This window comes from Nocardia coffeae, assembly GCF_019890715.1.
Taxonomy (GTDB): Bacteria; Actinomycetota; Actinomycetes; order Mycobacteriales; family Mycobacteriaceae; genus Nocardia; species Nocardia jiangxiensis.
The window spans coordinates 33,795-47,403 of sequence record NZ_JAINZY010000022.1; the positions used below are offsets into that span (position 1 = coordinate 33,795).

Sequence of the window (13,609 nt, forward strand, 5' to 3'; positions counted from 1 at the left end):
CGTTCTCCGCCAATCAAATATGTTCATCCCGGCGTTCGCCGTATTGCCGAGTACGGCCGCGCACATCGTGAGTCTCTGTTTGGTGTTCAAACAGTCAGATCGCTCTAACCGGCCTTTAAAAGGAGGTACATATGAAGTTTTTTGTCGACGGACGCTTCGTTCCCGGCAAAGCTGCGGAGCCGCATATGCTCGAAGAACGCAAGCGGGTGAAGGAACTGAAAGAGAGCGGAGCGCTGCTGTGGGCCTACCGAAGGCCCGAAATCGGCGGCGGGGCAATCCTGCTTATCGAGTCGGACACCCGTGAGGGGGCGGACGAGTTGCTGGAATCTCTTCCGTTTGTCCGCTTGGGCATCATGTCCTGCGATGTCGAGGAAGTCGAGTCCCTCGACTTCATCTGGGCCACCGCTGGTAACTGAGTCTCGCGGCCGTCTGATCTGTTCGCATCGAACGATACCGGGGTGGCCGCAAGACCAGATCACGTCGACTAAATCGATGCTGTATTGAAGCGAGAATTGACCGCTTCTGTCCTGACGGCCTCGGGAAATAACTGCGTAGGAACGGAAAGAATTTAGAACAATGACCGTTACAGATAACCGACCCAAGTCCGACAACCGACCGCTAACGCTACAGGACATCGGGTGCAAAGATGAGGCCCTGCTCAACGACTGGCATGTGGTTGGATACAGCACCGACTTCGAATCGGGCCGACCCTACTCCGTTACGTTGCTCGGTCGTGATCTGGCCGTTTGGCGCGACAGCACAGGCGAACTGCACGTTTGGGAGGATCTCTGCATCCACCGCGGGGCTCGACTGTCGGGTGGCACAATCATCAATAACCAGATCGCGTGTCCCTACCACGGTTGGCGGTACAACACCGAAGCAAAGTGCACGCTGATCCCGTCGGCGCCACGCGATAAGCCGATGGCGAAGGCACGTGCCTTCCCGTGGGCCGTCCAGGAGCGTTATGGCTTCGCATGGGTCTGCCTCGGAGATCCGGCCAACGATGTCCCAGCGTTCCCGCAATGGGACGACGAGGCGCAGAAGAAAGTACACGCCGGCCCCTTCGAATTCGGTGCCAACGGCTACCGTGCGCTCGAAAACTTCGTGGACATCACGCACTTCCCGTTCGTCCACAGCGGGATCAACGGTGACCCGGACAACCCGGACGAGATCCATCCCTACTCCGTCGAGATGACCGATGAAGGCTTGGTGACCTCCGAGATCCCTGTCTTCCAGCCGATCGGAGACTCACGAGGCAGGCCGACGATCAGTGGCTACACTTACCGCATCCAGCGACCACTCGTGGCGGCGTTCACCAAGCGACTCTTCGATGTGGACGAGAACCATCGGCCGATCTCCGACGACGTCAACTACTTCACTGTCTACGCCACTGCCCAGCTGGTCAGCGAGACACATTCGATAATCCGCACCTGCGTCGCTGTGACCAAGGAGGGAGCGGTCTCGGACCAGACCATCAAGGATCGCGTCACCATGGTTTTCACCCAGGATGAGGCGATCGTGGGAACCCAGCGTCCCGAACGAATCCCGGCAGAGTTGCGTTATGAGCTGCACCATCGCAACGATCTGCTTGCGCAGCAATACCGTAGTTGGCTGCGCAGTCTCGGTATCACCTACGGCGTCATCTGACGGACTGAATGGTACTGACGAATTCCAACCCCGATACCGGTGCGCCTCGGCGCGATCTCCCACGGCGCCAAGGACTTCCGGTATCGGTTCATCGCGGAGTACGGCGGCGCGTTGCCGGGCGCGTCGCCGTACGCACGCGTTTACGTACAAATGGGGCTGCTGCACGATTTGGGGACAGTGGTTAGGCAGTCTGTCGGGCCGCTGGAGTCATGGCGGCTCGAATCCCACCGCGGCTAACTGGCCAGGTCGGGCTTGTCGGCGTCGGTGGTGGTAGGTGTGTTTGTTCTACGCTCCCCTGACGCTCGGCACGCCTCCCAAGTCTCCAGCATGGCGCAGTTCTTCGGCTACCTCCTCGCCGCTGTGGGCCCCGTCGTCCTCGGCGCCGTCCGCCAGTCCACAGGCGGCTGGACCATCCCCCTGATCGTCCTCATCGTGCTCCTCGCAGCCCAGGCGGCAGCCGGACTGGGTGCCGCCGTGAACCGGTACGCCGCCCCCGCACACCCACACGCGGACACCCCGACCACCTGCCCCTCTCAAGCGCCGCCGACCGTCGGAGGCGGCGCATCATGAGTGCCGGTAATGATGGAACCGTCGTAGGTTGGTGCCCTCGGCGGGGCACTATAAGGATGGGACCGGCCCTGAGCAGCGGTTTTCATTGGGAACGCTGACGATCAGAAGGGATTCGGCTATCCGAAGTCGAAGTGAATGCGTTACGAGGGACTAACTAACCCCCGAACCCGCTGTTGCGGGTTCGGGGGTCCCTATTCACAGCTGGTCGCCGGGACTCCTTCCGAGGCTCACTGTCTTCGAGCGCGTTTGCGCGCCAGGACTGAGTTGTCGTGGTTACGCCAATTTTGCGTGCGCGGGAGGGGACCTGAAACCCTCAGTGCGGCAGATTTGCCTGAACCATGTGTTCGATGACATCTAATATAGCTAGTAGTTGGTGTCGCGCATGGCGATGATCCCGCCGAGGGTGCCCAGATATGCGGTGCCGTCGGGGCCCAGTCCGATCCCCGCGTAGTTGTTGTTGAACTGCGGTCCGGCACCCGACATCTGCTGCCACACCACGCGTCCGGTGCGAAAATCAAGAGCGGTCCAATACCACGGGTCGGTGGGCGCGGCGCCCTTGGTGTAGGTGTAGATCAGCCCGGTCGCCAGCGACAGCTGGGAGACGACGCTCGCCGCGGACACTGTGGTGTTCGTCCATACAGCGTGGCAGCCGTTACCGCCGGGATCGACGTCGATGCGGGCGAAGCCGGGGACCGTCGTCTTGCCGAGCATCGTCGCCTGCGGTCCGGTGTAACCGTAGTTGTTTTCGACGATCATCGAGTTGCCTATGCCGATCAGCGAATTGGAAGTCGCGCTGGAGCCTTGGTGAAATACCGGAACCGAGCACACTTCGCGCTGCCCAGCATGTGGGTCGGTGCGGTAGACGACGACGTCCATCGGGTCGGCGTTGTCGGTGATCGCCACGTATCGGCCGCCACCGAGGATCGTGGGGGTGGTGCCGCTGCCCGCGTCTTGCTGGCCAGGCTTGACCTGGAGGATGTTGGGGTAGTGCGTGTGCCAGGTGATCTGTGGGAGTTGGCCTGGCCCGGCATCGAAGCGGTACATCTGCCGGTTCGAGACGATGTATACATCACCGTGGCTGCCGACCGTGAACGACTTCACTATCTCCTCGTCGCTACCGATGCCAACACGGACGGCATGTGCGACACCGGTTTTCGGATCGAGGGTGCCGACAAGACCGTTTTTCCTGCCTTCGAACCACATCAGTCCGTTACTGTCGGGCTGCAGGGAGGTCAGCGACTCCCCCGGCTGCAAAACCCCGGTCAGGTCGTAGTCGCGGTCCAGCACGAAACCGTCCGCGGCGGGCGTTTCGGCGAGTATCTGCACATGTCCGGTGGCAGTGCCGACCACCACGCGGCCGAGGTTGTCAAGATAAAAATAGCCACCACTGGGCACCCCGGTCCCGGTGACCGCCTTGAGCAGGTCCATCGGGCTCATGCCGGGCAGCGTGTGCTGGGCGAGCACACGGTCCAGTCTCGGATCGATGAGGTACAGCCCGGGGTGCAGGCCGAAGCAGGTAGTGATGATGCGGCCCGCGTGGTCGAAGGTGATGGATCCACACAGGCTGCCGAGCAGTAGCGAGTTCACTTGCGGTTTCCGGCCCAGAGGGCCGGCTTGCGGAAAGGCGTCGCTCTGCCAACCGTCGGCGTGAATCTCGGAGAACCCGTTCGGCGCGAGGAACGGATTCTGCGGAGCCGGCTGATCGGGAACAGGGTCCGGCGCGGTGGGCGCACCGACATAAGTTGGCGCGCCCACCGGCACCGACGGGACCGGCACGGTGGACATCGGATCAGCGGAGGCAGGTCCGGCCGGGACAAGTAACGCTGCCGCCGCGATCACTCCAACGGCCGCTAAAAGAGTCGAATTCCGGGACAACACATGCCTTCCGGGCCAATGGCCTGCAATATTCGTACGGCCCTCGTCGGTCATCAACGATCTCCTCACAACAGTCGGTACAAGGAGTGGCGCTTCCCGGTAACCGGCTCCACCGCGCCCTCCACCCAAATTTGTGGCTACATGCGTGTCCATAAAAGCACGCTGGATACGGGTGTAGCCAGTACTGTCGTCCCGGTCACGGCTCAAACGCTGCGGGTACGAGAACCCGCAGGGGTTGCGGCGCGGTCAGTCGATCGATTCGAACGGGATCATTAGCGGCAGCGATAGTTCCGTCGCGTGTGCGACCACCACGTCCAGGTCACTGCCCAGCTGGCCAGTGATCCACTCCTGGACCAGTTCGACCACAGCGCCGACGAGCATCGCGGCACCGACTCGGACGCGATAGGGATCCTCGGTGGGGCGTTCGGCGGCGTTGAGCTCGAGGACCTCCTGGACAAGCTGTTGTTGCCACATCTCACGCCGTGCCAACAACACCGGATTTGCTCGCGCTTCGGTGAACAAGACTCGGCCCCGCCGGTGGTCGGCGGAGCAGAACTCCAACATTGACCGAAGGATCAGTTGCCTCCGCAGTTCGGGCCCCGGGTCCGGCGTGATCGCCCCTCGCACATATTCCTCGAGCGCGGCGGACGCAGAATCAAAGACCGCCCCGAGCAATCCATCGGTATCGGAGAAGTTTTCGTAGAAATAGCGGGTATGCAGCCGGGCGGCGCGCGATACCGCACGCACAGTTACCGCACCTTCCCCCTCGGTGCCGAACAGCTCGTACCCGGCATCGACAAGCAGCCTGCGGCGCGCCGCGCGCCGCTGGTCCATTCGAACACCCGCCCACCGCGTAACCGCTGCAGCTGATTCCATATCCATCGAGCCCGCCATAACATCAACCTAATCGCTACCCGCGACTACCTCGGCGCACGCGATCTCGGCAACAGCGCTGGCGGGGTGGATGAGAAGCCGGTGACCCGCCGGCGAAACTCCGAAGCTCTCGGTCGATTGAAATCTGTGTTTATGGGCGGTGGCACACTATCGGGCGTGACCGATGAGACAGCTGCCCTTATCGCGGCCGTTGTCGACCGTGTCCAGACTCGCCTGGCGAGTCTGGAGCGGGAGATCCCCGAAGGCGGTCGTAGCGGGGATTCCGATGCTTGCCGCAGAGCCCATGGCGATCGCCAAACTGCGCGTCGGTATGTCCGCCAACCTTCGGCAGCTGCTGGTTCTGATGCGCCAGCACGATGATCGGCTGCTGCCCGACGTGCCGCCGGAGGCACTGGACAATGCGTGGGAACTGGCCCGCCGGTGTGTCGGGGTCGAGGTGGCCTACCAGGTGCACCGGGTGGCCTAGCGGGAGATCCGGCGCGGCACTGGGTGGACGACGCGGTCGCGGTCGTCGGCTCCTCGCATCGCCTGATCGCGGTACTGGACCGGTCGCTGCAGATACAGACGGGGTATGTCGATCACGTGCTTAGCCAGCCGCTGGCCGAGCTGCAGCGCGAACGAGACGCCCTGCTCAGCGGCGACTTCGCCCGGCGCGGCGAGATCGTGCGCTCCATACTGGGCGGTGCGGTGCCCAACGATGGCCTCCTGGCCCGGCGGCTGCGATACGACATCCACGACCGCCACACTGCGGTGATTGTGTGGGCCGACGACGGCGCCGAGGCCGATCTCACGTCTGTGGCGCTGCGCTTGGCTTCGACAGTCGGCGCGCCGCCACCGCTGACGGTCGCGGCGGGTACGGCGATGCTGTGGGCCTGGATCGCCACTGACTCGCCGCTGCCGGTCGACGTCACCGGCATCGATGCGCCGGTGTGGGTGGCGGTGGGCCCGCCGGGCGACGGCGTCGAGGGGTTCCGCGGCACCATGCCGATGCGATGGCGGTCTACCGGCTGCTCGCGGGCAACCCGGCAGCGGGTCGGTCGGCGACCTACGGCGAAGTCGAGGTGACGGTGCTGTTCGGTGGTGACGCCCGCCGCGTCCGGCAATTCGTCACGGCCACCCGTGGCCCGCTCGCTGCGGAATCGAGCGCGGCGCAACGCCTTCGGGAAACACTGCGGGTCTTTCTCGAAGAGGCGGACCACGCGCCGCGGACCGCGCGGCGACTGCACACCCATCGCAACACTGTTCTGCGGCGAATTGTCCGTGCCACCCAATTGCTGGGCTATCCGCCGGGGGAACGGCGCTTGGCGGTGATGCTGGCCCTGGAACTCGACCGTTGGGTTCGCTTACCAGCGAGAGCCTTGTCGGAGTAACTCCCGGACATTATGTGCGGCTGCACATTCCGCAGGTGAATGATGTGCGAGCGCCCCTACCCGCGCCGGTGCGCCGCTCCTAGCCTAGCCATCGCATGAGCACCTGCCGGAATTTTCCGGCCGACCGAGAGCAGGGGACAGTGGCTATCAACAGGCGTGGGCTCTTCGCGGGTGTGCGGCGGCGACAGCCGCAGCCACGGCGATGACGACGCTGGGCGCAGGGCGTGCCCGGGCGGACACGATTCAGACAAGCCCAACATCCTGGTCGTCATCGTGGACGAAATGCGGCCTCCACAATGGTTTCCCGACCAGTGCGCGCTGGATCCGATCCTGCCGAATATCGCGCGCATCCGCCACGGCGCGGTGTTGTTCGAACAGCATTACACCGCGGCCAACGACTGCACCCCGGCCCGCGCCGCCATGGTCACCGGCCTGTATGGCCACCAGACTGAATGCCTGCTGACCTCGCAGGCCAACCTGCCAGCACAGTTCCCGACCTGGGGTTCGATGATCCGTGACCACGGCTATCAGACCTCGGAATCGCACCCCGCTGATGCCAGGCAGCCTCCGGATCCCCGGCTGGGCGCCGCGCTTGAGGTCGCGCACGGGCCGAATCCGAGGGAGGCTTTCCGATAGCTCGATCGTCGACGTCCAGTGGGGATACGCTGTCGTTGACGACCGGTTGACACGTGTTGCTGGTTGTCGGAACGCTAACGGGTGGTGGACTGATGAGCGAGGATGATTCGTTCAGGACGGTCCGTGATGTGTTCGAGCCGGTCACGGACGAATTGGCGGCGGCTGGGTTCGAGGATGCGGAGGAGATCGGGCGGGGCGGTTTCGGTGTGGTGTATCGCTGCACACAGGCCGAGCTGGATCGGACGGTGGCTGTGAAGATCCTGACCGCCGAGTTGGACGCGGATAATGAGGCGCGGTTTTTCCGGGAGCAGCGGGCGATGGGCCGGTTGACGGGGCATCCGAATATCGTCACGATGTTGCAGGCGGGGACGACTGTGGGTGGGCGTCCGTTCCTGGTGATGCCGTTTCATCCGTTGGGTTCGCTGGATGCGAGGATCCGTGAGCAGGGTGTGTTGCCACCGGAGACGGTGTTGTGGATCGGGGTGAAGATCGCTGGGGCGTTGGAGAGTGCGCATCGGTTGGGGATTCTGCATCGGGACGTGAAGCCGGGCAATATTTTGTTGACCGATTATGGTGAGCCGGCGTTGACGGATTTCGGTATCGCGCGGATCGCTGGGGGGTTCCGGACGGAGAAGGGGACGGTGACCGGGTCGCCGGCGTTCACAGCTCCAGAGGTGCTCGAGGGTGAGGCGCCCACCCCCGCGGCGGATGTGTATGGGTTGGGTGCGACCTTATTTTGCGCGTTGACCGGGCATGCGGCGTTTGAGCGGCGCAGTGGGGAGAACGTGGTGACCCAGTTTCTGCGGATCACCACTCAACCGGTGCCGGATCTGCGCGAGCATGGTTTTGGCGAGGATGTGTCGGAGCTAGTGGTGTCGGCGATGAGCCGTGATCCGCGGCAGCGGCCTCCGGCAGTTGTGCTGGGGGAGGCGATCCAGCAGGCGCAGCGTCGCCACGGGGTCACCGTCGACGAGATGGCGTTGCAGGCCGCACCGGCCCACGAGCGGCGCGACCGCAAGCCCGTCACGCCGGGGTGGCGTGCGTCGGCGCCGGAGCTTTCGCGGAACGCGAGCAGTCTGCCGCCGGATTTGACCAGTTTCGTCGATCGTCGTACCGAGGCTGCGGAGCTGAGGAATCTGCTGTCGTCCGTGCGGTTGGTGACATTGACGGGGATCGGGGGTGTGGGTAAGACGAGGTTGGCGTTACGCGCGGCGGCAACCGCACGCAGGGAGTTCGCAGACGGTCTGTGGCTGGTGGAGCTGGCCGATGTTTCGGATCCGTCGATGCTGGTCGATGTGGTGGCGGCGGGTCTGGGGTTGCGTGATGATCCGACGAGGCCGTTGCCGCAGGTCGTGTCGGAGTTCCTGGCCGACCGGGAGTCGCTGTTGGTGTTGGATAATTGTGAGCAGTTGGCCGCGGCGGTGGCGGGTTTGGTGGAGACATGGTTGCGGGCATGTCCGCACCTGCGGATCCTGGTCACCAGCCGGGAACCGTTGGATATTGCCGGGGAGGCGGTGCTGCGGGTTCCGCCGCTGCCCGTGCCGGATCTGGATCGGGAGCTGTCTCTGCGGGGTCTACCCAAATATGACGCGGTGACCTTGTTTGCCGACCGCGCGAGCGCAGTGGTGCCGGGTCTGGAACTGTCCGACGAGAGCAAGGCGGCCGTGGCCCGGATCTGCGCCCGGTTGGACGGGTTGCCGCTGGCGATCGAGTTGGCGGCGGCGCGGGTGCGCACGATGTCGCCCGGGCAGATCCTGGCCCGCCTGGATGATCGGTATGCGCTGTTGACTCGCGGTAGCCGTACCGCGCCGACGCGGCAGCAGACGTTGCGGTGGTGTGTCGATTGGAGCTACGGGTTGTGCAGCCCGGGCGAGCAGCGGTTGTGGGCGCGGTTGTCGGTATTCGCCGCTGGTTTCGAGCTCGACGCGGCGGAAGAGATTTGTGGCGCCGGTCTGGCCCAGGATCCGCTGGATGTGTTGTCATCGCTGGTGGACAAGTCGATCCTGATCCGGGTCGAGTCCGAAGGGGTGGTGCGGTTCCGGATGCTGGAAACGGTGCGCGACTACGGCCGGCAGAAGTTGCAAGAGATTGGCGAGTATGCCGATCTGTGTCGGCGGCACCGTGACTGGTTCCAGCGGCTGGCGCTGGCCACGGAGCAGGAGTGGATCAGCGACCGACAGCCCTACTGGATCGCCAGGCTCGACCGTGAATTACCGAATCTGCGCGACGCGCTCGAATACTGCCTGTCCGAGGACACCGACGAAGCGGCCGAAGCGGGCCTACGGACCGCCGCGGCCCTGTTCATTTTCTGGACTTTCCAGGGTCTGTACGGCGAAGGGCGCCGCTGGCTCGCCCGTGTCCTCGCCCACCCGCGCGCCCACTCGATACCCGACCGCGTCAAAGCGCTAAATGCAGGCTGCGTCATGTCGGTATTTCAGGGGGATGTGCCGGTGGCCGCCGCCCTGGCCGAGGAGGAGCGCGTGCTTGCTGAACAGGATCCCACCCCGATGAACCAGGCGCTGGTCGCCTTCTCAGACGGAGGCGTAGCGCTGTATCGCGGTGAGCTTGCTGTGGCGGCCTCCTTCTTGGAGCGCGCCGCTGGGACGCTCGGCTCGAATCGGCAAGGATTCCTCTACGCTGCTGCTTTGTCCGGGCTCGGTGTGATATACGAACTGGCCGGTCATGCAGAGCGGGCGATCGAGTGTCACCGGAAGCTGCTTTCCATCACCGAAGCGTGCGGCGAATCGCTCTTCCGGTCGTCCGCGTTGTGGGGCCTAAGCATTGCGGCCTGGCGGCAAGGCGAGCCGTCCCGGGCGACCGAACTGCTCGAAAAATCACTGCGAGTCAACAGGAGAATACGCAGCCCACTCACCGCCGCATTGGGTCTCGAGGTGCTGTCGTGGATTGCTGGCGTCGATGGCGACGCCGAGCGCGCAGCCGTGCTGATGGGAGCCGCCGAAGAGCTACAGCGGTCGATGGGCAACCCACCGAGCATCTTTCCGATGTCGGACTACAAGGACGAGTGTGTCCGGACGACGCGATTGGTCTTGGGCGCACGGGGATTCGATGCGGCGGTCCGCAAGGGTCGAGCGATGGGGATGGACGCGGCCGTCGCCTACGCGCTTGGCGAACAACCTGCACGCACCATGCCCACTTCGGGTCCGGGTGTCGCGTTGACCAAGCGGGAGCGTCAGGTCGCCGACCTCATCGCTGAGGGCCTGACCAACAAGCAGATCGCCGCCAAGCTGGTGATCTCCCAACGCACCGCCGAGGGGCACGTCGAGCACATCCTCACCAAACTCGGATTCACCTCCCGCGCGCAGATCGCTGTGTGGATCGCGGAAGACGCCGAACGACAGAAATAGAGCTTGTCACGGTTCATCGCTGACGGTGGTCCGAATCTGGAAGGAACAACCGCGCGGCTTGAGGCGCTGATGGTTCGAACGGAGGCGAGAGACCTTCCTCGCTGGGCTGTCGCGGCAGTCCGGCGGCCCCTGAGGGCAGCCGCGCGACGTGGAGGCCGCACATTGTGAGTGGTGGTCGCGATTGAACCTCACCCGCCCACGCGGCTACAGCGACGACAACACGCCGTCCCACTGCCGCCAGCGACTTGACACCGACACCATACGCAATCTTCGGTACCCCCTGCCAGGTTATCGAGCCCGTCGCCTGGGTCGATCCGCTCCGGCGCATACCCGACCCGCAGGCCCGCACCGACAGACATCCACTCTCACCTCGGTGGCCGACTCGATCGCTGCAAGTGCGGCCGCCAGGGAAGTAGCCGCGATCGACATGCGCTCGCGCTTGTCGAGGGTCGCTGCCGGCACCAGGCTCGGTCAGCACCAGCGATCCGATCGCAGTTCCAGCACACAGACGCGGCAGCCAGGTTTGCTTCTGTTCATCGCTGCCCAGATCCACTGGATAGGGGATGACAAGGTTGTCCTGGACGCTGGTACCGGCATTGAACGAGTTCGCACCGACACGGCACAGCTCCTTCATTCGGACCATCCGAAACCGGAAGTCGGCGGTGCTGCCACCATCGTAGATTTCGGGGACTGCTATACCGAGGCACACAGCGTCGCCGGCGGCAACCCACGCAGCACGGTCGATGAGGCCCTTGTGATCTCATTCCTCGGAGTTCGGTGCGATGACTTTCTCGATGAAGGACGGGACACTCTGGCGAAAATCGTCATGCACCCGCTCATAGATCGTGTGCTTCACAACGTTGACCCGGTCGTCGCAGGATCCCCTTGCAAGACATGGACGACGCAGACGGCTCCCAGGCCAACCATATGCGCGAGGCCGGTCCGTGCTCCGGCATGCTGCCGGTCACCGGCCTCCCCTCGGATCTGTGTTGTTATCTCGCCAATCTGTCCCGCACCGGTCGGACCGATGGGATGCCCGAACCCGAGCAGGCCGCCGGAGGTATTTACCGCCACTGTGCCTCCGCGTGAGAACATTCCGCTCGCAAGGGCCGTCGCAGCCTGCCCTTCCTGCGCCAATCCCATGGATTCGACGTATTGCAGTTCTTCGATGGTGAATGCGTCGTGTAGTTCGACCAGATCCAAGTCCTGTGGCGAGATGCCGGCCTGCTCGTAGGCGATTTCGGTTGTCACGCGAGTCAATTCGGCGTCGAAGCTCTTTTCGCCGTAGAGCTCCTCGCTGCGTTGAACGGAGGCCAGGACACGCACACACCGGGATCGGTCGATGCCCAGTTCCTCGATTGCATCATCGGAGACGACCAGTACAGCTGCGGCGCCTTCCCCGATCGGGCAGCACTGCAGACGGGTCAGGGCACCCGCGATCGGCGGTCCCGCCAGTACCTCGTCGAGTCCGTATGCCTTGGGACGCTGCGCATTAGGGTTCAGCGCGGCGTTGGAGTAGTTCTTCACTGCGACACCGGCGAGCTGATCGGGCGTGGCGCCGTATTTGTTCATGTACTCATCCGCCAGGAGCGCGAAGTGAGCGGCCGGTGTGATGTAGGAGCCCGACAGTTCGGGTACGCCGCTCTTGGTGCTCGCGGGTAGGACGGGAGCGGGTTTGTCGACACCGAGCACGAGGGATACGTCACTGATGCCGGCGGCGACCTCTATGCAGGCCAGCCGGAATGCCGACGATCCAGACGCTGAGGCGTTCTCGACCTGGGTCATCGGGATTCCCGTGACTCCAAGATGTTTGAGCATCGGGCGCGAGGCAGCCATACCGAGCATCGCGGTCGCGGTGTACGCGCTGTCGACGTTGCGCCATGCAAGACCGGCATCGGCCAGCGCTTGGCGCACTGCTGTGAGCCCGAGGCGAACATAGGGGGTTTTGCTCGGTTTCTGATAGGGGTGCCACCCGATGCCGGCAACATAGACGGGACGTTGATCGGCCAGACAGACCTTCACGGTTTCTCCTGAGAAGCAGCAAGGGCGAAGCGCAATTCGGCGACTTCTGTCCCGTCACGCGTGACCGGGCAGGTAATCGCGCGGACCTTGTCGCCGATGTGCGCAGCGGTACCGGCGCTCAGTACGCCTCGAATCATCGGGCCCTCGTCGAGAACGATCGACGCCACGGTGAAGGCCGAATCACGGTCCTGGGCGGGGTGGCCGAATACCTTTGTGGTGGCCAGGACGGTGCCCGTTCCGGCGAACCCGACTTGCGTCAGGTCCGGACCGTGGTCGCCGGTATGTTCCGATCCGAAGGTTTGATAGGGGAAGGTGACATTTCCTGCCGTGTCCCGGGCGCCGAGCAGTGTCGGCTTCCCGGCATCATCGACCGAATAGAGCGCGGGCTCTGCTGATGTCATATCCATGGGAGAGCGACCTCTTTTCGTGCGGGTTACAGGGTGAAGGAGTATCCGCCGTTGACCGGGATCGTCTGGCCGGTGACCCAGCTGGCCGCATCCGAGGCGAGGAACAGGATCATGTTTGCGGCGTCTTCCGGCTCTCCGAATCGCCGGATGACGTAGTTGGCAAGCACCCTCTTGGCGAATTCCTTGTCGTCCATCGCATCAGCTGTTGCCGGCGTGCGGGTGGCACCCAATGCGACACAGTTCGCGGTGATTCCGTATCGTCCACCCAGACGGGCCATGGCGCGGGTGAACCCAGCGGCACCAGCTTTGGCGCCCGAATAGGTTTCCATGCCGTTGATTTCGCCGACCCGTCCTGCGTCGGATACCACGGTGACCACACGTCCGTATTGCTTGGACATCATCCCCGGCAGGACGTGGCGGGTTGCGTTCATCACCCCGTGAAGGTTCACGCTCAGGACGCGCTGCCAGTCGGTGGGATCCTGTTCCCAGAATGGGCGGGGCGGGGCCGAGGGTGCTTCAGCGCCGCCATTTCCGGCATTGTTGACCAGGATGTCGATGGGCCCGAACTCATCATTGACCTTACCGATCACCGCTCCGAGTGCGTCGAAGTCGCCGACGTCGCCGACCGCAGTGGTCGCGGTGGCACCGGTGGCGCGGAGCTCCTTGACGACCTGCTCTGCACGTTCCGCGAAGAAGTCGTTCACTGCGACCGCCGCGCCACGCTTGGCGGCCTGTAGGGCGATGACGCGGCCGACACCTTGCCCAGCGCCAGTGATCAGTACTGTGCGCCCAGTCAAGTCCTGATTGTTGTTCGTAGTCATCG

At 64.0% G+C, this 13,609-nt stretch carries 14 protein-coding genes; 8 read left to right on the forward strand and 6 right to left on the reverse strand.

What is annotated here, in order from left to right; translation table 11 throughout:
• Positions 1-131 precede the first annotated feature (131 nt).
• The 3 genes from K7711_RS43445 (at position 132) to K7711_RS43455 (ending at position 2,217) form a co-directional block, all read left to right on the forward strand.
• Positions 132-416: a YciI family protein gene (locus tag K7711_RS43445; protein ID WP_222978348.1), complete on the forward strand. Its 285-nt coding sequence runs from the start codon at positions 132-134 to the stop codon at positions 414-416.
• A gap of 160 nt (positions 417-576) precedes the next feature.
• On the forward strand, positions 577-1,647 hold the full coding sequence (locus K7711_RS43450) for a Rieske 2Fe-2S domain-containing protein (protein WP_222978349.1): 1,071 nt from the start codon (positions 577-579) through the stop codon (positions 1,645-1,647).
• A gap of 276 nt (positions 1,648-1,923) precedes the next feature.
• Positions 1,924-2,217: a hypothetical protein gene (locus tag K7711_RS43455; RefSeq protein WP_222978350.1), complete on the forward strand. Its 294-nt coding sequence runs from the start codon at positions 1,924-1,926 to the stop codon at positions 2,215-2,217.
• A gap of 363 nt (positions 2,218-2,580) precedes the next feature.
• On the opposite strand, the gene K7711_RS43460 is transcribed toward K7711_RS43455, so the two are convergent.
• Positions 2,581-4,146, reverse strand: coding sequence for a hypothetical protein (locus K7711_RS43460; RefSeq protein WP_222978351.1), 1,566 nt, complete (start codon positions 4,144-4,146; stop codon positions 2,581-2,583).
• A 192-nt stretch (positions 4,147-4,338) separates the two neighbouring features.
• Positions 4,339-4,926, reverse strand: a complete 588-nt coding sequence (locus K7711_RS43465) for a TetR/AcrR family transcriptional regulator (protein ID WP_235748717.1) — start codon at positions 4,924-4,926, stop codon at positions 4,339-4,341.
• Positions 4,927-5,251: 325 nt separating this feature from the next.
• Here K7711_RS43465 and K7711_RS43470 point away from each other — a divergent pair, with 325 nt between their 5' ends.
• From K7711_RS43470 to K7711_RS43490, 5 genes are all read left to right on the forward strand, one after another.
• On the forward strand, positions 5,252-5,452 hold the full coding sequence (locus K7711_RS43470) for a hypothetical protein (RefSeq protein WP_222978355.1): 201 nt from the start codon (positions 5,252-5,254) through the stop codon (positions 5,450-5,452).
• Between the two features lie 23 nt (positions 5,453-5,475).
• Positions 5,476-6,051, forward strand: a complete 576-nt coding sequence (locus tag K7711_RS43475) for a hypothetical protein (RefSeq protein ID WP_222978357.1) — start codon at positions 5,476-5,478, stop codon at positions 6,049-6,051.
• Positions 6,048-6,356 carry a helix-turn-helix domain-containing protein gene (locus K7711_RS43480; RefSeq protein WP_222978359.1) on the forward strand — a complete coding sequence of 103 codons (309 nt, stop codon included), beginning with the start codon at positions 6,048-6,050 and terminating at the stop codon, positions 6,354-6,356. Before K7711_RS43475 ends, K7711_RS43480 begins: the two co-directional genes overlap by 4 nt.
• Before the next feature lie 171 nt (positions 6,357-6,527).
• The gene (locus K7711_RS43485) at positions 6,528-6,992 is read left to right on the forward strand and encodes a sulfatase-like hydrolase/transferase (RefSeq protein WP_308015207.1); all 465 of its coding nucleotides are present in this window, start codon (positions 6,528-6,530) and stop codon (positions 6,990-6,992) included.
• Positions 6,993-7,084: 92 nt separating this feature from the next.
• On the forward strand, positions 7,085-10,357 hold the full coding sequence (locus tag K7711_RS43490) for a protein kinase domain-containing protein (RefSeq protein WP_222978361.1): 3,273 nt from the start codon (positions 7,085-7,087) through the stop codon (positions 10,355-10,357).
• Between the two features lie 13 nt (positions 10,358-10,370).
• Here the strand turns inward: K7711_RS43490 and K7711_RS49465 are convergent, their stop codons facing one another.
• The 4 genes from K7711_RS49465 to K7711_RS43510 all read right to left on the reverse strand — a co-directional run bounded on the left by K7711_RS49465 (position 10,371) and on the right by K7711_RS43510 (position 13,607).
• Positions 10,371-11,102, reverse strand: coding sequence for an acyl-CoA dehydrogenase family protein (locus K7711_RS49465; RefSeq protein WP_372460257.1), 732 nt, complete (start codon positions 11,100-11,102; stop codon positions 10,371-10,373).
• 107 nt (positions 11,103-11,209) lie between these two features.
• On the reverse strand, positions 11,210-12,379 hold the full coding sequence (locus K7711_RS43500; protein WP_222978365.1) for a thiolase family protein: 1,170 nt from the start codon (positions 12,377-12,379) through the stop codon (positions 11,210-11,212).
• Positions 12,376-12,786: a Zn-ribbon domain-containing OB-fold protein gene (locus K7711_RS43505; protein ID WP_222978366.1), complete on the reverse strand. Its 411-nt coding sequence runs from the start codon at positions 12,784-12,786 to the stop codon at positions 12,376-12,378. Before K7711_RS43505 ends, K7711_RS43500 begins: the two co-directional genes overlap by 4 nt.
• 26 nt (positions 12,787-12,812) lie before the next feature.
• On the reverse strand, positions 12,813-13,607 hold the full coding sequence (locus tag K7711_RS43510) for an SDR family NAD(P)-dependent oxidoreductase (protein WP_222978367.1): 795 nt from the start codon (positions 13,605-13,607) through the stop codon (positions 12,813-12,815).
• Between the last annotated feature and the right edge of the window lie 2 nt (positions 13,608-13,609).

Bases quoted from the DNA above. Each gene is read 5' to 3' on its own strand.
- K7711_RS43445 (WP_222978348.1), top strand. From the start codon at position 132: ATGAAGTTTTTTGTCGACGGACGCTTCGTTCCCGGCAAAGCTGCGGAG.
- K7711_RS43450 (WP_222978349.1), top strand. From the start codon at position 577: ATGACCGTTACAGATAACCGACCCAAGTCCGACAACCGACCGCTAACG.
- K7711_RS43460 (WP_222978351.1), bottom strand. From the start codon at position 4,146: ATGACCGACGAGGGCCGTACGAATATTGCAGGCCATTGGCCCGGAAGG.
- K7711_RS43465 (WP_235748717.1), bottom strand. From the start codon at position 4,926: ATGGACCAGCGGCGCGCGGCGCGCCGCAGGCTGCTTGTCGATGCCGGG.
- K7711_RS43470 (WP_222978355.1), top strand. From the start codon at position 5,252: ATGCTTGCCGCAGAGCCCATGGCGATCGCCAAACTGCGCGTCGGTATG.
- K7711_RS43490 (WP_222978361.1), top strand. From the start codon at position 7,085: ATGAGCGAGGATGATTCGTTCAGGACGGTCCGTGATGTGTTCGAGCCG.
- K7711_RS43505 (WP_222978366.1), bottom strand. From the start codon at position 12,786: ATGGATATGACATCAGCAGAGCCCGCGCTCTATTCGGTCGATGATGCC.
- K7711_RS43510 (WP_222978367.1), bottom strand. From the start codon at position 13,607: ATGACTACGAACAACAATCAGGACTTGACTGGGCGCACAGTACTGATC.